Source organism: Shimia sp. R10_1 (assembly GCF_017744095.1).
Taxonomy (GTDB): Bacteria; Pseudomonadota; Alphaproteobacteria; order Rhodobacterales; family Rhodobacteraceae; genus Shimia.
The window spans coordinates 26,051-45,173 of the sequence record NZ_JAGHQX010000002.1; the positions used below are offsets into that span (position 1 = coordinate 26,051).

The following is a 19,123-nucleotide window of genomic DNA, read 5'->3' on the forward strand; positions in this document are numbered from 1 at the left end:
TCTCTCCTTACCAGCTGGATTTGACCATGCCGGGGATCTGACCAGCAGAACCCAGCTCGCGCAGCGCAATACGGCTGACCTTCAGCTTACGGTAGTAAGCATGTGGACGGCCGGTGAGCTGGCAACGGTTGTGAAGACGGGTCGCCGAGCTGTTGCGCGGCAGTTTCGCCAGTTTCAGACGCGCTTTGAAACGCTCTTCCATTGGCTTGGACTCATCGTTTGCGATCTCTTTGAGCTCCGCGCGCTTGGCAGCGTATTTTGCCACCAGACGCTCGCGCTTCTTCTCGCGCTCGATCATTGCTTTTTTAGCCATGTCGTAATCCTCTCAGCCTTACGCGGTGAACGGCATGTTGAAATGCTTCAACAGGCTCTGCGCTTCGGCGTCGGTTTCAGCAGTGGTGGCGATGACGATATCCATGCCCCAGTTTTCGTCGACTTTATCGAAGTCGATTTCTGGGAACACGATGTGCTCTTTCAGACCGGTGGCGAAGTTGCCACGGCCGTCAAAGCTCGGCTTCACACCACGGAAGTCGCGGATGCGTGGCATCGCAACGGTGATCAGACGATCGAGGAATTCGTACATACGGTCGCCACGCAGGGTCACCTTGGCGCCCATCGGCATGCCTTCACGAACACGGAAGCCAGCGATGGAGTTCTTTGCCACGGTGGTCAGCGCTTTCTGGCCCGCGATTGCGGTCAGATCTGCCTGAGCGGACTTGGCTTTCTTGCTGTCTTTCACGGCTGCACGGCCACAGCCGATGTTCAGCACGATTTTGTCCAGCTTTGGGATCATCATGTCGTTCTTGTAGCCGAACTCTTCTTTCAGAGCGGCGCGGATGGAATCCTTGTAGAGCGACTTCAGACGTGGGGTGTAGTCTGCGGAATCAAGCATCGATCACGTCCCCTGTGGTCTTTGCAAAACGCACCTTCTTGTCGCCTTCCATGCGGAAGCCAACGCGGGTTGCTTTGCCATTTGCGTCCAGGAATGCCAGGTTGGACAGTTCGATCGGCATCGCCTGAGGGATGCGGCCGCCCTGTGCGGTCTGGCTCTGTTTGGTGTGGCGGATGGCGATGTTGATGCCTTCCACGACGGCTTTACCGGCTTTGGGGTCAACAGAGGAGATCGTGCCCTCTTTGCCTTTATCCTTACCGGCCAGAACGACGACCTTGTCGCCTTTTTTCAGCTTAGCAGCCATCTTACAGCACCTCCGGCGCGAGCGAGATGATCTTCATGAAGTTCTTGGCGCGCAGTTCACGAACAACTGGGCCAAAGATACGTGTACCCACCGGCTCGTTGTTGTTGTTCAGAATAACAGCTGCGTTGCGATCGAAACGGATCGCGGTGCCATCTTCACGACGGACTTCTTTAGCGGTGCGCACGACAACGGCCTTACGGACGTCACCTTTTTTAACGCGACCACGTGGAATGGCTTCCTTAACCGAGACAACGATGATGTCGCCTACGGATGCGTATTTACGCTTGGAGCCACCCAGAACCTTGATGCACTGAACTCGGCGAGCGCCGGAGTTGTCAGCAACATCCAGATTGGTTTGCATCTGGATCATGTGGTTTCTCCCGACCTATGGGGCAGCGATGCGTGCTGGTATCCCCCAGGGTTTCGACTAACTGTAAAGTCTAGTCGCCAGGAGTCTCGAGGCGAGACTCTTAGGCTTCCAGAACTTCCCAGCGTTTGGTTTTCGAACGCGGCGCGCATTCGATGATGCGAACAGAGTCACCTACTTTGTAGGCGTTGTTCTCATCGTGAGCCCGGTATTTCTTGGACTTACGAATGGTCTTCTTCAGAACCGGGTGTGTGAAGCGACGCTCAACAGACACGGTAATGGTTTGGGCATTGGCATCGGAGGTCACGGTGCCAGTCAGGATACGTTTGGGCATCTATCTAGCTCCTCTTACTCTGCTGCCGACGCGGCTTTTTCGTTCAGGATCGTCTTCACACGTGCTGCGTTACGACGCGCGGCACGGATCTGAGCAGAGTTTTCCAGCTGGCCAGTGGCCTGTTGGAAACGCAGGTTGAACGATTCTTTCTTAAGATTGGCCAGCTCCTCGCGCAGCTGATCCGGCGTCTTATCACGCAGTTCTTTGGCGTTCATCGCCTTTTCCTTTCTCATACATCAGAGGGCGCCCGAGTATGTGCGGGGTGACCCTTTTGTCTGATGGACATATGACAAACACACGAATCCCGCAGTCACGGAATCCATGAGATGGCGCTCTATACGGGTGCGTGGTCAGGTTGGCAAGGGAAACTTAGCGCGCAAAGCTGGTCGGTCTCAAAGCGACGTCAAAATCAGATGGGTCAAAGAAACGAGCGCAGCGCCAGACCGCACACTGCCACCTTGGTACCACCCGTCTTTCCCATTGAGGCGCGATACCCTCGCGCTAGGATAAACGCGAAACGTGCACCTAAGATAGCGTAATCCTCAGAAGCCTTCGTCCCCCCGCCCCTTCCCTCCCCTTTCCATCTCCCCTACACCTTCTCGACAAACGCGTGCAGCCTTACGGCCACCGCGCACACTTTGGGAGGAGAGACATGATACCCGTAGACGTAATGATCCTGTTCATGGGCGCCGCTGTCGCCCTCGCGCTGGTACCGGGACCAGACAATATCTTTGTGCTCACGCAATCGGCCCTACATGGCCGCTTAGCGGGGCTTACCGTCACATTGGGCCTTGCCAGCGGATTGATTTTTCACACAACAGCCGTGGCGCTCGGCGTGGCCGTAATCTTTCAGACCTCTCAAGTGGCTTTCGCCATTCTGAAATACATCGGTGCAGCCTATCTGGCCTATCTGGCGTTCAAAGCCTTCACCGCTGCGAAATCCAATCTTGATGGCGACGCCCCCGCGCCAGAGACGACCGCCAAACAATATACGCGCGGTCTGATCATGAATATCGCAAACCCAAAGGTGACAATCTTCTTTCTCGCCTTCCTGCCGCAGTTCGTGGACCCCGCAATCGGGCCTATGGTGGCACAGTTTTATCAACTCGGCTTTCTGATGATCATCGCCACACTCTTGGTGTTTGGCTCCGTCGCCCTGGCGGCTGGTTGGCTTGGCGATTGGCTCAAGAATTCGCCCACCGCTCAAATCTGGCTCAACCGTATTGCAGGGGTCGTCTTTATTGCTCTCGCATTAAAACTGGTGACTGCAGAACGCTGAAACGCAAACGCCGCCCACAAGGGGCGGCGTTTTTTCTTTTCTGTCGATCAGATCAGCGACGGCGGCGTTCTCGCACGAGGCCAATCATCACCGACACGCACATCAGCATCAGAACGATGGCAAACGGGAAGCCCGTTGCGATAGATGCCGCCTGCAGTGCGCCAAGTCCGCCTCCCAGAAGCAGCACAATCGCAATCGCGCCTTCCAGAATGCACCAGAACACCCGCTGTGCCGTTGGTGCGTCTGTCTTGCCCCCCGCAGTGATCGTGTCGATCACAAGCGAGCCCGAGTCAGAAGATGTCACAAAGAACACAACCACCAGAACAATGCCGATAAACGACAGCAACCCGGTCATTGGGAAAGCTTCAAACATCTTGAACATCTTCAGCTCCAGCGCCGCATCAGAAAGCGCCTGCGCTGTACCGCTTGCAACTTGCTCCAAAGCCGCCACGCCAAAGACATTCATCCAAAGCGCGCCAACCAAAGTCGGAATGAAGATCACGCAGATGATGAATTCGCGAATGGTCCGACCCCGTGAAATCCGTGCAATGAACATCCCAACGAAAGGCGACCAGGAAATCCACCAAGCCCAATAGAAGGCCGTCCAACCCTGCATGAAGTTGGTATCCTCACGACCGACCCAGTTGGACAGGGCAGGCAACGCCACAGCATAGTCGACAAGCCCAGAGAAAAAGCCGGAGATAATCGCGGCAGTTGGACCCACGATGAGGACCAGTACCAACAAGACAGCCGCCAGGATCATATTGACCTCAGACAGACGCTTAACGCCTTTGTCCAACCCTGCAATCACCGATACCAAAGCAAAGGCTGTGATGGCGATAATCAATAGCACGCTCATGCCATCGCTGATTGGCACATCAAAGAGGTAGTTCAATCCGGCCAGTGCTTGACTTGCCCCCAAACCCAGCGATGTCGCCAGACCAAAGATCGTTGCAAACACAGCAAGAATATCAATGATGTGACCCAATGGCCCCCATGTCCGCTCCCCAAGAAGTGGGTAAAACACCGAGCGCATGGTCAGCGGCAGCCCACGGTTGAAGCTAAAGAACGCCAGCCCCAAAGCCACCACCGCGTAAACCGCCCATGGGTGCAGCCCCCAATGGAAAATGGTTGCGGCCATAGCAAGATCGCGGGCCGCGTCTACGTCGCCAGCCGCGGCACCAAGTGGCGCCCAGTCGGTACGCAAGCCGTTCTCTCCCACGGCTGTCCCCCCAAGGGACGAGCCATAGTGTGAAATCGGCTCCGCAACGCCCCAGAAGACCAGACCAATGCCCATACCAGCTGCGAACAGCATCGCAATCCAGCCCCCGTAACTATAATCCGGTTTGGCGTCCTCTCCACCAAGGCGAATCTTGCCATAAGGCGACACGACCAAGAACAAAGAGAACACAACAAACATGTTGCAAGCGATCATGAAGACCCAGTCGAAATTGCTGGTCAACGTCGGGCGCAGCCAACCGAAAAATGCGGACGCTTGTTCATGAAACACCAAGGAAAAAAAGACGAAAGCAACGATCGTCAATCCTGAAACTGCAAACACAGGATTGTGTACGTCCAACCCCATTATCTGCACATTGTCCTGACCAACCTCGTAGTCGGTTTCTTGTTCTGACATAAAACTCCCCTTTTTGGATGTCACTGCCCAGAGACTCCGCACACACAGCAAAACAAACCCTTGAAAACCGACCATTCGACAGGATGAATCGGCGCACATGCCTGAAACATGCGGCCGGTTCTTCGGCTCTCACACACGCAGTGCAGGGTTATGGGTCTCACCGGAATGCAATCGGGCGCGCTTGTTACACAGATGATGCCGATGCGCCAGCGGAGTCTGCGCGTGGCATCATATGGCTCTGTGCGCGCAAATACCCTGGTGCCTTTCACCTCAAACAGTTCGAGGCGAAAGGCGATATCGCGAAAGACCGACGATCCACTGCCGCGATACAGCTGCAATACCGACATATTACCGACGCAATACCGCAGCCCTTTCTCGGATGAGCGTCATTCCCAAATGTAGTTGAAGCTCACGCTAACCCGTTCTTCTTCCGACATATTCATCGGCACTTCATGGCGCAGCCAGCTTTCCCAAAGAAGCACATCCCCCACATCAGGCTTCACATAAATAAAAGGTCGCAACTCCCGCCGCGCCTCTTTTTCGCGCACGGGGGCCGCCATCATGCGACCTGACCTTGGATCTTCCAACTTCAGCGCGCTCGCGCCTTCTGGCATGGACACATAGGTCGTGCCGCTGATGACTGAGTGGGGATGGATATGAGACGCATGCATTCCGCCCTCTGGCAGAATGTTTATCCAGATATCTTCTAGCTTAAGAGCCCGGCCATCCAAATTAAATTCCAAGTCTTTTGCAAAGGCCGCAACGTGCTGATCAAGCGCTTCAACCACATCCGCAAATATTGGAAACCGCCAAGGCAAATCAGTAAGCGAAGCGTAAGACGTATAACCGGGGTAGGCATTGGCTTCACACCAGTCTTGTCCCGCTTCATCATCTTCAGCGATAGAAAAACAAGAGCTCTCCAACTCATCCGTGTCTATTGGCTTCCCAAACTCTGCGAGACGCGCGCGGTAAAGCCGCGTCACAAACAAAGATTCAATTGTAGACATATTCTCTTTCCTTCTCTGAGTGCACAACCCGCTGGTTTGATTGCACTATCTGAGGCAGCGCGTTGTGGGCTCGCGCTTGGGTACCTTCTGTTAACCAGACATGCCTAATTCTCGCATGGAAACACAAACAAGTAGGCCGCGAACCAATGAAACCTAAAATAACGATCACCGCTGCTATCATTTCGATCATCGTGCTCGCATTGGGCGTTATGGGTGGGCTTGGTGCCACCTCTTACTACTCTCACATCATGCGCGACAAGATGCAGAGCGACTTGGAAGACATTGAAGAGCTCAATATCGCCACTGCCAATCTTCAAGTCGAATTTCTAATGGCAAGGCGCTCCGAAAAAGATCTGCTCCTGCGTGAAGCTGAGAAATATATAGACCGCCACGCGCAAACGATGTTTGCGCTGAAGTCTGACTTCGAGATGATCGAGCAGATTGTGCCTGAAATCCCGGAAATGGCGGAGTTTGCCACCCTTGTTCCTCTGCTTGGCAATGCGATCTCTGCGTATGAACAGTCTTTCCTTGAAATGGTCAGCTTGAAGCAGAAGCTCGGATTGAGTGAAAAAGAAGGCATTCGCAAAACGCTCGCAGATGCAATTGCGGCAGTAGAGGCAGAGGTTGCTGGCGTATCTATCCCAATTTTGCATGCAAAACTGCTTACGATTCAATTGCATGCGCAGCGGTTTAGACTGGAACCGGACGCCGCTGAACTGGCTACAATCAAACAGCTCATCCAAGAGTTCAAAGGATTCCCGGAGTTTTTCTATGACGATCCAGCCGTCATTCCGGACCTACACGAGAAACTTGATATCTATCTGACAAGCTTCACAGAATACGTGAACACGCGCTTGATGGAATCTGAAAAACGTCTCGAAATGTCCGCTCGCTTCGCCGACGCCGAGCCCGTTATGGCGCAATTCAAAGCTGCGGCACACAATGAACTCACCAAAAAGCTGGCCGAGAGTGAGCGCATTAGCGCCTTGGCCCAGCAGGTGACACAATTGGCAGGCATTATCGGCTCTATTGTCTTTGTACTTTTCGCAGTTTTCCTGGCGCGTGCAATCTCTCGCCCACTTAAAAAAACCGATGCAGTACTGAAGAAAATGATGGAAGGGGACTTCACCGCTGAACCTCCAAGGTCATTCATCCGAGAAATCGGTGCGATCGCAAAAGCCGTCACCAATTTCCAAAATGAAGAACGGATCAAACATGACATCACACAGCAGATGTCTCGTGTGATTGACGCCTGCGCAGAAGGTGATTTTTCCGACCGTATTGATATTGGCGACGCTACGGGCACATTTGCGGAACTCGGCAGAGGCGTCAACGCAATTGGCGAAGTAGCGGAGAACGGCCTGGGCGATGTAAAAGACGCGCTGGAAATCCTGTCGACGGGCGATCTGACCCATGAGATGCCTCAAGGTCAGAAAGGCGTGTTCAAGGACATTTCTGAGACGCTCTCCCATCTCACATCAAGCTTGGATGGCATGGTTCGCCAGCTGTCCTCTTCTTCCAACGTCCTGAATCGAACTTCCAAGGAGATCTCTCACTCCGTTGATGATGCATCTCGCCGTGGTGAAATTTCAGCCGCGTCTTTGGAAGAGACGTCTTCGTCACTGCAAACCGTTGCAGAAACCGTCAACAGCACAGCACAAAGCGCTCAAGAAGCGCGTAACCATGTAAACAATGCTCAGAAGAAGGCAGAGGCCACTCGGTCCGTTGCAGATCAAACTGTGGAAGCCATTCAACGTATCAAAGAAAGCTCTGACGCGATTTCACAAATCTCGGGGCTGATTGAAGACGTGGCCTTCCAAACCAACTTGCTGGCGCTTAACGCCGGTGTGGAAGCAGCCCGTGCAGGAGATGCAGGACGTGGCTTTGCAGTGGTGGCTTCTGAGGTGCGCGCCTTGGCACAACGGTCATCTGAAGCGGCCCATGAGATCAACACCCTGATTTCCAGCTCTCAAAGCGAGGTTGTTAACGGCGTAGACCTAATGGATGATACAGGGAAATCGCTTGGTGAAATCCTTCAAGCTGTCGAACAGGTGGTTGGTAAGGTCAATGAGATTGCAGAGAACGCGGTTGATCAGTCCACAGGACTCGCCGAGGTAAACGCTGCCGTCGAAAACTTGGACCGTGACAGCCAAAAGAGCGCGGCCATGCTTGAGGAAACGGCGGCCTCTGGTCAAGTGTTGCTCGGTGAAGCTGAGAACTTGGTGAGAGCAGTGTCCGGGTTCAAGCTAAAAACAGAAACACTTGCGGATGAAGACACACTCGACGCGGAATGGGACGCGGCCTAAAAAGCGCGCTGCAGGGTGGCCATAACGGCCGCGTTGCGCGCTCTCCGTTTGCTTCGCCGCCCCTAGCTCCAAGACGACTTACTGAACAAAGCCCTGCGCACTGCGCGGGGCTTTTTTGATGGTGCAGAGTAAGATTGCTGAAATTTGGAGACCGTTTTTGAAGTCTCTGTGGGGCTCGCAATCGAAAACGAAACCGCACAAAAAGAAACCCCCCGCTGTTTCCAGCGAGGGGTCAATTTAGTGAAGGAGGTGAGCGTCAGCTCACCAATCTCTTACCAGTCTTCGCGAACGACAACGCGGGTTTTGACAGGAAGTTTCATCGCTGCGAGGCGCAGAGCCTCACGTGCGATGTCTTCGTCAACACCGTCGATTTCGAACATCACGCGGCCCGGCTTCACTTTGCAGGCCCAATAGTCCACGGAACCTTTACCTTTACCCATACGGACTTCGGTTGGTTTCGAGGTCACTGGGGTGTCTGGGAAGATACGGATCCAAACACGGCCCTGACGTTTCATGTGACGGGTCATTGCACGACGTGCTGCCTCGATTTGGCGAGCTGTCACGCGTTCCGGTGTGGTTGCCTTCAGGCCGAAAGAGCCGAAGTTCAGGGTGGAGCCACCCTTGGCTTCGCCTTTGATGCGGCCTTTGTGCATCTTGCGGAATTTAGTACGCTTTGGTTGAAGCATTGATCAGTCTCCCTTAGCGACGACCACCGGCACCACGTGGTGCAGGGCCATCCTGGACTTCTTGTGCACGGCGGTCACGCGCCTGTGGATCATGCTCCATGATCTCGCCTTTGAAGATCCAGGTTTTGATACCAATGATCCCGTAAGCGGTGGTCGCTTCCACATGTGCGTAATCGATGTCAGCACGCAGGGTGTGCAGAGGCACACGGCCTTCGCGGTACCATTCGGTACGTGCGATTTCGGCACCACCCAGACGACCTGCGACGTTCACCCGGATACCCAGGGCGCCCATGCGCATTGCGTTCTGAACGGCACGCTTCATCGCGCGACGGAAAGACACACGGCGTTCCAGCTGCTGAGCGATGGACTCGCCAACCAGCTGAGCGTCGAGTTCCGGCTTGCGCACTTCAACGATGTTGAGGTGCAGCTCGGAGTCAGTCATCGTTGCGATCTTCTTACGAAGGGTCTCGATGTCTGCGCCTTTTTTACCGATGATCACGCCAGGACGTGCGGTGTGAACGGTCACGCGGCACTTCTTGTGCGGACGCTCGATGATCACACGTGCAACACCAGCTTGCTTGCACTCTTTTTTGATGAACTCACGGATCTTAATGTCTTCCAGAAGAAGATCACCGTAGTCCTTGGTGTCAGCATACCAGCGGCTGTCCCAGGTGCGGTTCACCTGAAGGCGCATGCCAATCGGATTGACTTTGTTACCCATTAGGCTTGCTCCTCAACTTGACGCACCTTGATGGTGAGCTCAGAGAACGGCTTGATGATCTTGCCGAAACGACCACGGGCGCGCGGACGACCGCGTTTCATGGTCAGGTTCTTGCCCACATAGGCTTCGGCAACGATCAGGCTGTCGACGTCCAGGTTGTGGTTGTTTTCGGCGTTGGCAATTGCGGACTGAAGGCATTTCTTCACGTCTGCTGCAATCCGCTTGTTGGAGAAAGTCAGGTCGGTCAGAGCCTTCTCAACTTTCTTGCCGCGGATCATGCCGGCTACCAGGTTCAGTTTCTGCGGGCTGGTGCGAAGCATGCGAGTTTTCGCCATTGCTTCGTTTTCAGCCACGCGGCGGGGGTTCTTTGCCTTGCCCATGACTTACTTCCGTTTCGCTTTTTTGTCGGCCGCGTGCCCGTAGTAGGTACGGGTAGGCGAATATTCACCGAATTTCTGACCGATCATGTCTTCGGTTACCAGCACAGGAACGTGCTTTTTGCCGTTGTACACACCAAAGGTCAAACCCACGAACTGGGGCAGGATGGTGGAACGACGGGACCAAATCTTGATCACTTCATTACGACCGGATTCGCGAACTGCTTCGGCTTTTTTAAGCACGTAAGCATCCACAAAAGGGCCTTTCCATACAGAGCGAGACATCTATTAACGCCCCTTCTTCTTGGCGTGACGCGAGCGGATGATAAGCTTTTGCGACGCTTTGTTTTTGTTGCGGGTACGCGCACCCTTGGTCGGCTTACCCCATGGTGTCACTGGGTGACGACCACCGGAGGTACGACCTTCACCACCACCGTGAGGGTGATCGATCGGGTTCATCACCACACCACGAACGCTCGGACGCTTGCCTTTGTGGCGCATACGGCCGGCTTTACCGAAGTTCTGGTTAGAGTTGTCAGGGTTAGACACGGCACCAACGGTGGCCATGCATTCCTGACGTACGAGGCGCAGTTCGCCCGAGGACAGGCGGATCTGAGCGTAACCACCGTCACGACCAACAAACTGAGCGTAGGTACCAGCTGCACGGGCGATCTGGCCGCCTTTGCCTGGTTTCAGTTCGATGTTGTGAACGATCGTACCGATCGGCATGCCCGAGAACGGCATTGCGTTGCCCGGCTTGATGTCGGCCTTTGCAGACGCGATCACCTGATCGCCAACTGCCAGACGCTGAGGCGCGAGGATATATGCCTGCTCGCCGTCGTCATATTTGACCAATGCGATGAATGCGGTCCGGTTCGGGTCGTATTCGATCCGCTCAACGGTTGCCGCTACATCAAATTTGTTCCGTTTGAAGTCAACGATCCGGTAAAGGCGTTTCGCCCCACCACCACGACGACGCGAGGTGATCCGTCCGGTGTTGTTCCGGCCGCCCGATTTTGTCAGACCCTCAGTGAGGGCTTTGACAGGACGTCCTTTCCAAAGCTCCGAACGGTCGATCAGCACCAGCCCACGCTGGCCCGGCGTCGTCGGCTTGTACGACTTGAGTGCCATGCTTTCTGTCTTCCGTATAGCGCGCCAGACCTTAGGTTCTTGTCTTTGGTCCAGCTATGTTAAAGCCCCCCGCCCGAAAGTTTCATCAGAAACCCCTACTAGGGTGGCCAAGTTTATAGGGCCCCGAAGGTCCCCGGTTCAAAAACGGTGCAGCCCCAGAACGAATCTGAGGCCACACGACTGGCGCGATGTAACAGGGATCGGAAAGGCTGTCTATAGCAACGGCAGGATTTATTGGGGTTTGCCGCCTGCCCTCAAATCAGATTTCTCCCAAGGAGACTGCGCTTACGAGACGCCTGTCCAACGCAGCATGGTGACATGCGTATCGCCGTACTTTCGCGCATCCAGCATTTCGAAGCCCTCAGGCGCAAGCTGCGGCGCGTTTTCTTCCCACACGATCAGCGCATCCTCCGCCAGCCATCCCTGCTGGGCCGCCTCAGCAAGTGCCCTCTGTCCGAGCGCCTTTCCGTATGGCGGATCCAGAAACACCAATTCACAGGGCGGGGCCTCATTTTTGCGCAGCCGCGTGGCATCCATTTTCAAAAGTTGCGTATCAGCCTTGGCATTCAACCTCTGAATATTGCTTTTAATAAGCTGCCCGGAGACGCGCCCATCATCAACAAACGTCACATACTCGGCGCCACGTGAAAGTGCTTCCAGTCCAAGCGCGCCCGTTCCCGCAAATAGATCAAGCACGCGTGCGCCAGAGATGGGATCGCCAAATTTGCCCCCTTGCAGGACATTGAAAAGACTTTCGCGCACGCGATCCGTTGTGGGGCGCAGATGTTTGCCCGCGTCCCCTTTGCCTACCGCCGCCAGCGCCGTGCCGCGCCATGTCCCCGCAATAATCCTCACAGGCGCATCAGATCCTTGATCTCGACCGCCATGTCCGCAACCATTTCTGCGCTTGGCGATTTGCCACCTTCGATCAGACGTTTGCCAACCATATAGTCCCGCGCAGAATTCATCGCGTCGACAGCCAGCAGCGTCTCACCTCGATAGTACCAGAACGATTTGGCACCATCGCCATTGTCGCGTGTCACCACATGATCAAAGCCCGTGTTCAGACCCGCAATCTGCAACTTAACGTCATATTGATCTGACCAGAACCAAGGTTTGGCAACGTAGGACTTTTCTGCGCCCAGAATGTTTTCAGCGACAACTTCGGCCTGATCAATCGCATTGGGCACGCTCTCAAGACGGATCCGCTCCCCTTTGTAGGGGAACGAGGCACAGTCACCTGCAGACCAAACCCCGGCGACGTCCGTGCGCCCAAACGCATCCGTTTTGATACCATTATCGACAGCGACACCGGCGGCCTTCGCCAAGCCAACGTTCGGCGTCACACCCACGCCAACGATCACAAAATCCACATCTAGCGTAGTCCCGTCAGTCAGTTCCGCACCGGTAACACGATCTTCGCCACTCAAACGCTTGAGACCAACGCTTTCCAAAATCTCGACACCGCGAGACCTGTGTAAGTCGCGAAAGAAATCAGAGGTCTCCGGCGCGGCGACACGCTGAAGAATGCGGTCTGACATCTCCACCAACGTGACAGACAAACCCCTAGACGCTGCAACAGCTGCGGCCTCCAAGCCGATGTAGCCACCGCCGACAATCAATACGCGGCGCCCCTCGACAAACTCCGGTGCCATAGCGTCCACATCCTTAAGATCGCGCACAACATAAACACCATCCATGTCGCCCCCAATCGCAGCAGGCAGCCTATTTGGCGCAGCCCCCGTTGCAAGCACCAGATGATCATAGGACAGGACCTCAGCATCTGCTGTGACAGTTTGCGCCTGCGTGTCGATTGCGCTCACCTGCGTGCCTAGGCGTAAATCAATGTTTTGCTCCGCATAGTAGCTTTCTGGACGCAAATAGAGCCGCTCCAATGTCATCTCGCCGAGCAGATATTTTTTTGAAAGTGGTGGGCGCTGATATGGTGGCACGTTCTCGGCACCAACCAATGTGATTTGCCCTTCAAATCCAAGCGCGCGCAGCTTTGCCACACAGGCCGCACCGGCCTGACCAGCGCCTATCACAACAACGTGCGTCACGTTACACTCCCCTCGCGGCCATTGCGTCCATCGCATGGGAGCCTATATCCGCATTTCAGGGAAACGCAACGAAGAGTATAAGCAATGACAATTTCAGTTGGTGACAAAATTCCAGAAGGCACATTGATGAAGGTTGGGGCTGAGGGTCCGGAACCTGTCGGTGTTGAAGCCCTGACCGCTGGTCGCAAGGTTATTCTGTTTGGCCTGCCCGGTGCATTCACGTCCACATGTTCTTCGGCGCATCTGCCTAGCTTCATGCGCAACATGGACGCGTTCAAAGAGAAAGGCGTCGACGAAGTGATTTGCCTTTCCGTCAACGACCCGTTCGTGATGGACGCATGGGACAAAAACACCCAAGCCGCCGAAGCTGGCGTCACACTGCTCGCCGATCCAAGCGGTGCACTCACAGTGGCTATGGGCCTTGATTTCTCTGTCCCAGAAATTGGCTTCGTCAACCGCTCCAAACGCTACGCCGCGCTTCTCGAAGATGGCATTGTGAAGGTGCTGAATGTGGAAGAGTCCCCCGGCACCTGTGACATCAGCGCAGGTGAAACCATGCTGTCCGCGCTTTAAGCCAAGGACGTTCAAACGGCTCAATCGTTCCTGATTGGGCCGTTTTATTAGAGCGTGTCCATTTTCCGCGCGAGCTTGGCATCCAGCGCTGAAATCCCGCCGACGTCATGGGTCGTCAAAACCACCTCGACACGATTGTAGACATTGAACCATTCTGGATGATGGTTCCACTTCTCTGCCCAAATCGCAGCCCGCGTCATCCAGCCGAATGCCTCGACAAAATTTGTGAATTTGAACGTCTTTTTCAGGGCATCTCGCTCCGCATCAAGCGCCCATCCACTCTCTAGAAGTGGCTCCAACACGGCATCTCTCGCCGCATCGCTCAATCGCTCTGTCATTGGTGATCCTCCTCCGTTGTCTTCTTAAACGGACCCCAGGCGGTCAAAACCTCTACGTCCTGCGATACCGCCTCACGTTCAGCTTCCAGAAACCTGTCAACCGCGTCCCGAAATCCTGCATCTCTAATCCAGTGCAGCGAGTGGGTCGTGACAGGCAAATAGCCTCGCGCCAATTTATGCTCTCCTTGCGCACCAGCCTCCACCGAAGCTAGGCCATTTGAAATCGCCCAGTCCATCGCTTGATAGTAGCACAGCTCAAAGTGCAAACAGGGATGATCCTCCACACAGCCCCAATACCGCCCAAACAGCGCATCACGGCCAATGAAATTCATCGCACCAGCAACAGGCAGCCCGTCGCGGATTGCCAGAACGAGCAAAACATCGTCGCGCATTGTGTCATGCACGACATCAAAAAACGCGCGCGTCAAATACGGCGTGCCCCATTTGCGCGCGCCTGTGTCCTGATAGAACTGCCACATCGCATCCCAATGCTGCGGCTGAATATCGTCGCCAGTTAGAGCGACAATGTCTCCACCAAATTGTTGAGCACGTGCGCGTTCTTTTCTGATGTTCTTGCGTTTGCGGGATGACAACTTGGCGAGAAAATCATCAAAGTCGCCATAATGCTCGTTCAGCCAGTGAAACTGCTGCCCCGTGCGATGCGAAAGGCCCAACTGCTTGCCGGTTTCAGCCTCTTCAGCTGTGCAGAACGTGATATGCGCACTGCTCAGGCCGTTGTCATCTGCGATTTGGACCATAGCCTGTGTCAAGGCGGCCTGTGCATTGCCCTGCCAATCTTTGCGCCCCAAAAAGCGCGGCCCGGTCACGGGGGTAAACGGCACTGCGGACTGAAGCTTGGGGTAATAGCGCCCCCCAGCTTGCTCATAGGCATGTGCCCAGTTGTGATCGAACACATATTCGCCCTGCGAATGCTCTTTCACATAGATTGGCGCGGCAGCTGCGATGCCATCCTCTCCGCGCACTGTCAGATATCTCGGATGCCATCCGGTTCCAGGCCCCACGGATCCGCTCTCCTCCAGCGCAGAAAGGAATCTATGAGTCACAAAGGGATTGGCATTGCGCGCACCGAAGGTGTGTTCCGGATCGGCACAGGCATCCCATTCTTCAGCAGATACATCACGCAGTGTGCTGTGTACTTCAATTTCGACCTGCTTGCTGTCCACGATCAATCTCCGAGATGCTCTCAACAATGGTCACTTAGTAAGCCGGGGCAACGTTCGCCATCTTTGCCAACAATACGAGGCAAGTGTCACCTTCGGGCGTCACTTTTTTCTGATCAGCACCTGCCCAACAAGAAACGCGGCGCATTTACCCTGCGCCGCGCCATAGATTGAGTATTGCTTATGCGATCTGGAAAATCGCCTCGATTTCAACCGCAACGCCAAGTGGCAATGCGCCCGCAGACACTGCAGAGCGCGCGTGGCGCCCTTTGTCACCCAGAGCTTCTACCAAGAAATCAGACGCCCCGTTGATGACTTTTGGCTGTTCCGTGTAGTCCGCTGTGGAATTCACAAAACCCACCAGCTTCACGACACGCACCAAACGATCGATATCCCCACCACATGCAGATTTCAGAGCAGCCAGCAGCCCAATAGCGCAGGTTTTTGCTGCTGCGGCGCCTGCTTCAGTGTCTAAGTCGGCGCCAACTTTGCCCAAAATTAAGCCTTCGGCGTTTTGCGAAATCTGGCCAGACACATACACCATGTCTCCCACGACCACATACGGCACATAGTTTGCAGCAGGCGCCGCAACATCAGGCAATGTGACACCAAGTTCGCTGAGTTTCGCTTCGATCTCGCTCATTATTTTGCTCCCTAAAGGCCAAGATGGCGCGACGCTAACTTCAACAATCTGATTTGGAAAGCGGCTTTCAGATCAGCTCTCGCGGAAGGCTTTCACGAAATAGTCGGTCAGCGGTTTTGTAAGGTATGTCAGAGGCGAACGATCTGATGTTCGCAAAAAAGCATCGACTGGCATCCCCGGAAGCAAAGAAACATCTGAAGGCAGCTTTTCGACTTCACCTTCGGCCAACTCAATCTCCGCTTTATAAAATGACTCACCAGTTTGTTCATTTTGAAATGCATCAGGAGACAGGTGGACAACAAACCCCTCAAGCTCCGGTGTTGTACGCTGGTCAAATGCAGAAAACCGCAACGCCACATCCTGCCCCGGGAAAACCTGATCCACGTGAATGGTGGGCACCTGAACCGCAGCAACCAACGGGCGGTCTTGCGGCACGATAAACATGAGCGGATCCGCAGGTCGGATCACTGACTGCAACGCATAAACACTCAGCCCGTAAACCACGCCAGACACAGGCGCCCGTATCGCAAGCCGATCCAGCTTTTGCTGCAATTGCCTGCGCCGTTCAGCCAGTTCCAGCTCACGGTAACGCAGATCACGCAGCGTCGCGATCGACTCTTCACGGCGCTGTGTCTCCAACTTGATCCGTTCAATCTCGATCTCGGTGATACGGCCTTCGGATTGCGCGCGCTGCGCCAAGAGTTCTCCGACTTCCCCGGCAAGCGATGCCTCTTCCCTTTGCAGCGCCAAGACACGTGTCGCCTGCGCCAAACCCTTTTCCAAGAGCTGTTGCTGATCCGCCAGTTCCACTCTGATCAATTCAAGTTGGCGTCCCAATGCTGTGCTTTGTGCGGAAACACCCTCAATCTGGCTTTCGATCTGCGCGATCCTGCGCCCAAGCTGCTCTAGGTTTTTGTTCAAAGAGTCCGTTCGGGCATGAAACAAGCGCTCCTGCCCTTTCATAAAACCCAGAACATCACCGGATTGCGCCCCCGCATCCATCAACAGAGGATCGAAAATGATTTCACTCGCGCTGTCACGCTCCGCTTCCAGCCGCCCCCGGCGCGCCATGACTTCCCAGAGTTCGCCTTCGGTCACAACCAACTCAGAAAGGAGGTCCGCATCATCAAGGCGCAGGAGCAGCTGACCCTGCTCAACACGGTCGCCTTCATCCACTGCGATCTCGGTGATCACGCCGCCGTCAATGTGTTGTACAACTTGTCGGTTGCGATCTACCTCGACTCTTCCGGAGGCGACGATTGCCCCCGCGAGTTCTGATCCAACGGCCCACGCACCGAAGCCTCCAACCAACACAAGAAGGGCGATACATCCATAGGTCAGAGGCTTACGTGCTGTCCAGCGCGATTGATTTGTCATCTGACACCTCCTGGCGAGCTCACGCCTTTCACGTCCGAATAGTTTTTCAAAACGTCTTTCAGAACTTCATCGCGCGGCCCAAAGGCGCGGCGCGCTCCATGCTCAAGCACCAGCAGCTTATTACACTCCTGAATAGCTGCGGGCCTGTGCGCCATAATCAAAACAGCCTTGCCTGCGGCCTTTGTGTTGCGGATGGCCGTGTTCAGCGCGTTAGAGCCTTCGTTGTCTAGATTGGAGTTTGGTTCATCCAATACAAGCAATACCGGGTCATCATACATTGCGCGCGCAAGCCCGATACGTTGAATTTGACCGCCAGACAAACGTCCCCCATGAGACGCGACCTGCGTATCATATCCATCCGGCAGCTTCAAAATCATGTCGTGGGCATCCGCTTTCTGCGCGGCCTCAACAACTTTCTTTGGATCTGGTGTTTCGGCCAATCGCGCGATGTTGTCAGCAATCGTTCCATCAAAGAGCTCCACGCGTTGCGGCAAGTACCCAATATAGCGTCCAAGATCTGTCGGATCATATTGATCCAGCGCCGCCCCATCGAGGCGCACTTTGCCACCTGCGGTTTTCCAAACGCCCGTAATGGCTTTCGCCAATGTAGATTTTCCCGCACCCGATGATCCAATCACCCCAACTGCTTCGCCTGGGGCAACGTCAAAGGTGATCATACGCAATGAGGCTTGGCTTTCACCGGGCGGCACAACTGTCACCTGCTGCAAACGCAACCGGGCAGCGGGAACAGGCAACTTGGTACGCGGCGCTTCTGCCGGCACTTCGCCAAGCAGCAAAGCAAGATTGTTCCAGCCGTTACGTGCCCGTTGCACAACAGCCCATTGGTTTATCGCCATCTCAATCGGCGCCAGGGCACGGCCAAGCAAGATCGACCCAGCAATCATAGCCCCGGGAGACACCAGCCCCTTGAGCGCAAGATACGCCCCAAGACCCAGCATCGCGGATTGCAGAAACAGTCGAAACGTCTTGGTGCTGACTGAAAAGAAACCACCGACATCCGCAGCTGCCACCGTCGCTTCGAGCGAGTCGCTGCGCGCCTTGCGCCAACGCCGAAATGCCGCTTCCCGCATGCCAAGGGCGCTGACCATCTCCGCTTCGGCCTGAAGCTGCGTCGACATTTGGGATGCCGCATGTGTCGCCATGTTCACGCGCGCCAGCGGTCGCTTTGACGACCATTGGTTCAAAATCGCCGCTGTGATTAGAATTGCGCCGCCGCCAATCGCCAACATTCCCAGCCATGGATGAAACAACGTGATCCCAATCAAAAACACCGGCGTCCATGGCATATCAAAGAAAGCAGTAAGAACGGGCGAAATGAGGAATCTCTGCACGGACTCCAGATCTGCAAGCGCAGTTTGTGACTCTGGCGACTTCTTGAGCGTTGAACGGCGCAAAGCCGCATCAAAAACCCTTTGATCCAAGTCTTCCTGAAACCGAGCGCCCACGCGCCCCATCACTCGGCCGCGCACATAGTCCAAAACCCCCATCAAAGCGAATAAGAAGGCAACCAGCAATGAAAGTGCCAAAAGGGTTTCTTCAGAACCGCTCCCAAGCACCCGATCATAGACCTGAAGCATATACAGCGGGCCAGTCAGCATCAGCAGGTTCACAAAGAAGCTAAACACCCCTACGGCCCAATACAGCGAACGACTGCGCCGACGGATGCTTCTGAGTTCTTCGTCGCCTTGTTTTTCAGCAGGTGTTCGCATCAACTTAACTCATGTCTTTTTGTCTTTGGGTCGAAGTCCAAACATGTTTCATGTAAGGACGCTTTCAGAATCATCCTGCACGCGACAATTCATACCGTCGATCCGTTGATGAGGCATGGTATGTCTGACGCGTGGACTATATCTTAATGTAAATGTGCCATTGTCGGTAAATAGAAGAGAA

Annotated in this window: 23 protein-coding genes; 3 read left to right on the top strand and 20 right to left on the bottom strand. The window is 54.8% G+C overall.

The window, feature by feature from the left end; genetic code table 11:
* Positions 1–7 precede the first annotated feature (7 nt).
* From rpsN to rpmC, 6 genes are all read right to left on the bottom strand, one after another.
* Positions 8–313, bottom strand: a complete 306-nt coding sequence (rpsN, locus tag J7413_RS04540; protein ID WP_010437098.1) for a 30S ribosomal protein S14 — start codon at positions 311–313, stop codon at positions 8–10.
* Between the two features lie 18 nt (positions 314–331).
* Complete coding sequence (gene rplE / locus J7413_RS04545) at positions 332–892, bottom strand: 50S ribosomal protein L5 (protein ID WP_209096786.1); 561 nt, start codon at positions 890–892, stop codon at positions 332–334.
* The gene (gene rplX, locus J7413_RS04550; protein ID WP_209096787.1) at positions 885–1,196 is read right to left on the bottom strand and encodes a 50S ribosomal protein L24; all 312 of its coding nucleotides are present in this window, start codon (positions 1,194–1,196) and stop codon (positions 885–887) included. Before rplX ends, rplE begins: the two co-directional genes overlap by 8 nt.
* A 1-nt stretch (position 1,197) precedes the next feature.
* A complete protein-coding gene (rplN, locus tag J7413_RS04555; RefSeq protein ID WP_005621870.1) occupies positions 1,198–1,566 on the bottom strand; it encodes a 50S ribosomal protein L14 in 369 nt (122 codons plus the stop codon).
* A 100-nt stretch (positions 1,567–1,666) separates the two neighbouring features.
* On the bottom strand, positions 1,667–1,897 hold the full coding sequence (rpsQ, locus tag J7413_RS04560; protein ID WP_209064841.1) for a 30S ribosomal protein S17: 231 nt from the start codon (positions 1,895–1,897) through the stop codon (positions 1,667–1,669).
* A 14-nt stretch (positions 1,898–1,911) separates the two neighbouring features.
* Complete coding sequence (gene rpmC, locus J7413_RS04565; protein WP_209096788.1) at positions 1,912–2,112, bottom strand: 50S ribosomal protein L29; 201 nt, start codon at positions 2,110–2,112, stop codon at positions 1,912–1,914.
* Between the two features lie 437 nt (positions 2,113–2,549).
* On the opposite strand from rpmC, the gene J7413_RS04570 reads away from it, so the two are divergent.
* Positions 2,550–3,176: a LysE family translocator gene (locus J7413_RS04570; protein WP_209096789.1), complete on the top strand. Its 627-nt coding sequence runs from the start codon at positions 2,550–2,552 to the stop codon at positions 3,174–3,176.
* A 52-nt stretch (positions 3,177–3,228) separates the two neighbouring features.
* Here the strand turns inward: J7413_RS04570 and J7413_RS04575 are convergent, their stop codons facing one another.
* Both J7413_RS04575 and J7413_RS04580 read right to left on the bottom strand, forming a co-directional pair.
* Positions 3,229–4,812: a BCCT family transporter gene (locus J7413_RS04575; RefSeq protein WP_209096790.1), complete on the bottom strand. Its 1,584-nt coding sequence runs from the start codon at positions 4,810–4,812 to the stop codon at positions 3,229–3,231.
* Positions 4,813–5,198: 386 nt separating this feature from the next.
* Positions 5,199–5,819 carry a 2OG-Fe(II) oxygenase family protein gene (locus tag J7413_RS04580; protein WP_209096791.1) on the bottom strand — a complete coding sequence of 207 codons (621 nt, stop codon included), beginning with the start codon at positions 5,817–5,819 and terminating at the stop codon, positions 5,199–5,201.
* Between the two features lie 62 nt (positions 5,820–5,881).
* Here J7413_RS04580 and J7413_RS04585 point away from each other — a divergent pair, with 62 nt between their 5' ends.
* Complete coding sequence (locus J7413_RS04585) at positions 5,882–8,125, top strand: HAMP domain-containing methyl-accepting chemotaxis protein (RefSeq protein WP_209096792.1); 2,244 nt, start codon at positions 5,882–5,884, stop codon at positions 8,123–8,125.
* A 272-nt stretch (positions 8,126–8,397) separates the two neighbouring features.
* Here J7413_RS04585 and rplP read toward each other — a convergent pair whose 3' ends face one another.
* The 7 genes from rplP to J7413_RS04620 form a co-directional block, all read right to left on the bottom strand.
* Complete coding sequence (gene rplP / locus J7413_RS04590) at positions 8,398–8,811, bottom strand: 50S ribosomal protein L16 (RefSeq protein ID WP_209064820.1); 414 nt, start codon at positions 8,809–8,811, stop codon at positions 8,398–8,400.
* A 13-nt stretch (positions 8,812–8,824) separates the two neighbouring features.
* On the bottom strand, positions 8,825–9,532 hold the full coding sequence (rpsC, locus tag J7413_RS04595) for a 30S ribosomal protein S3 (RefSeq protein WP_209096793.1): 708 nt from the start codon (positions 9,530–9,532) through the stop codon (positions 8,825–8,827).
* The gene (gene rplV, locus J7413_RS04600) at positions 9,532–9,912 is read right to left on the bottom strand and encodes a 50S ribosomal protein L22 (protein WP_209096794.1); all 381 of its coding nucleotides are present in this window, start codon (positions 9,910–9,912) and stop codon (positions 9,532–9,534) included. Before rplV ends, rpsC begins: the two co-directional genes overlap by 1 nt.
* A gap of 3 nt (positions 9,913–9,915) precedes the next feature.
* Positions 9,916–10,194, bottom strand: coding sequence for a 30S ribosomal protein S19 (rpsS, locus tag J7413_RS04605; protein WP_209064814.1), 279 nt, complete (start codon positions 10,192–10,194; stop codon positions 9,916–9,918).
* 3 nt (positions 10,195–10,197) lie between these two features.
* Positions 10,198–11,040: a 50S ribosomal protein L2 gene (rplB, locus tag J7413_RS04610; protein WP_132862190.1), complete on the bottom strand. Its 843-nt coding sequence runs from the start codon at positions 11,038–11,040 to the stop codon at positions 10,198–10,200.
* 285 nt (positions 11,041–11,325) lie between these two features.
* Positions 11,326–11,895, bottom strand: a complete 570-nt coding sequence (rsmD, locus tag J7413_RS04615) for a 16S rRNA (guanine(966)-N(2))-methyltransferase RsmD (protein WP_209096795.1) — start codon at positions 11,893–11,895, stop codon at positions 11,326–11,328.
* Positions 11,892–13,100 (bottom strand): FAD-dependent oxidoreductase, encoded by a 1,209-nt coding sequence (locus J7413_RS04620; RefSeq protein ID WP_209096796.1) that lies wholly within the window; start codon positions 13,098–13,100, stop codon positions 11,892–11,894. Before J7413_RS04620 ends, rsmD begins: the two co-directional genes overlap by 4 nt.
* A gap of 84 nt (positions 13,101–13,184) precedes the next feature.
* On the opposite strand from J7413_RS04620, the gene J7413_RS04625 reads away from it, so the two are divergent.
* Entirely contained in the window at positions 13,185–13,673 is a 489-nt protein-coding gene (locus tag J7413_RS04625; RefSeq protein ID WP_209096797.1) for a peroxiredoxin, read from the top strand.
* Positions 13,674–13,720: 47 nt separating this feature from the next.
* Here J7413_RS04625 and J7413_RS04630 read toward each other — a convergent pair whose 3' ends face one another.
* The 5 genes from J7413_RS04630 to J7413_RS04650 all read right to left on the bottom strand — a co-directional run bounded on the left by J7413_RS04630 (position 13,721) and on the right by J7413_RS04650 (position 18,942).
* On the bottom strand, positions 13,721–14,011 hold the full coding sequence (locus tag J7413_RS04630; RefSeq protein WP_209096798.1) for a 4a-hydroxytetrahydrobiopterin dehydratase: 291 nt from the start codon (positions 14,009–14,011) through the stop codon (positions 13,721–13,723).
* On the bottom strand, positions 14,008–15,195 hold the full coding sequence (locus J7413_RS04635) for a GNAT family N-acetyltransferase (RefSeq protein WP_209096799.1): 1,188 nt from the start codon (positions 15,193–15,195) through the stop codon (positions 14,008–14,010). The genes J7413_RS04630 and J7413_RS04635 overlap by 4 nt, the downstream gene beginning before the upstream one ends.
* Before the next feature lie 178 nt (positions 15,196–15,373).
* Entirely contained in the window at positions 15,374–15,835 is a 462-nt protein-coding gene (locus J7413_RS04640; RefSeq protein WP_209096800.1) for a RidA family protein, read from the bottom strand.
* Positions 15,836–15,907: 72 nt separating this feature from the next.
* Positions 15,908–17,212 carry an HlyD family type I secretion periplasmic adaptor subunit gene (locus tag J7413_RS04645; protein WP_209096801.1) on the bottom strand — a complete coding sequence of 435 codons (1,305 nt, stop codon included), beginning with the start codon at positions 17,210–17,212 and terminating at the stop codon, positions 15,908–15,910.
* Positions 17,209–18,942: a type I secretion system permease/ATPase gene (locus J7413_RS04650; RefSeq protein WP_209096802.1), complete on the bottom strand. Its 1,734-nt coding sequence runs from the start codon at positions 18,940–18,942 to the stop codon at positions 17,209–17,211. The genes J7413_RS04645 and J7413_RS04650 overlap by 4 nt, the downstream gene beginning before the upstream one ends.
* Positions 18,943–19,123 lie beyond the last annotated feature (181 nt).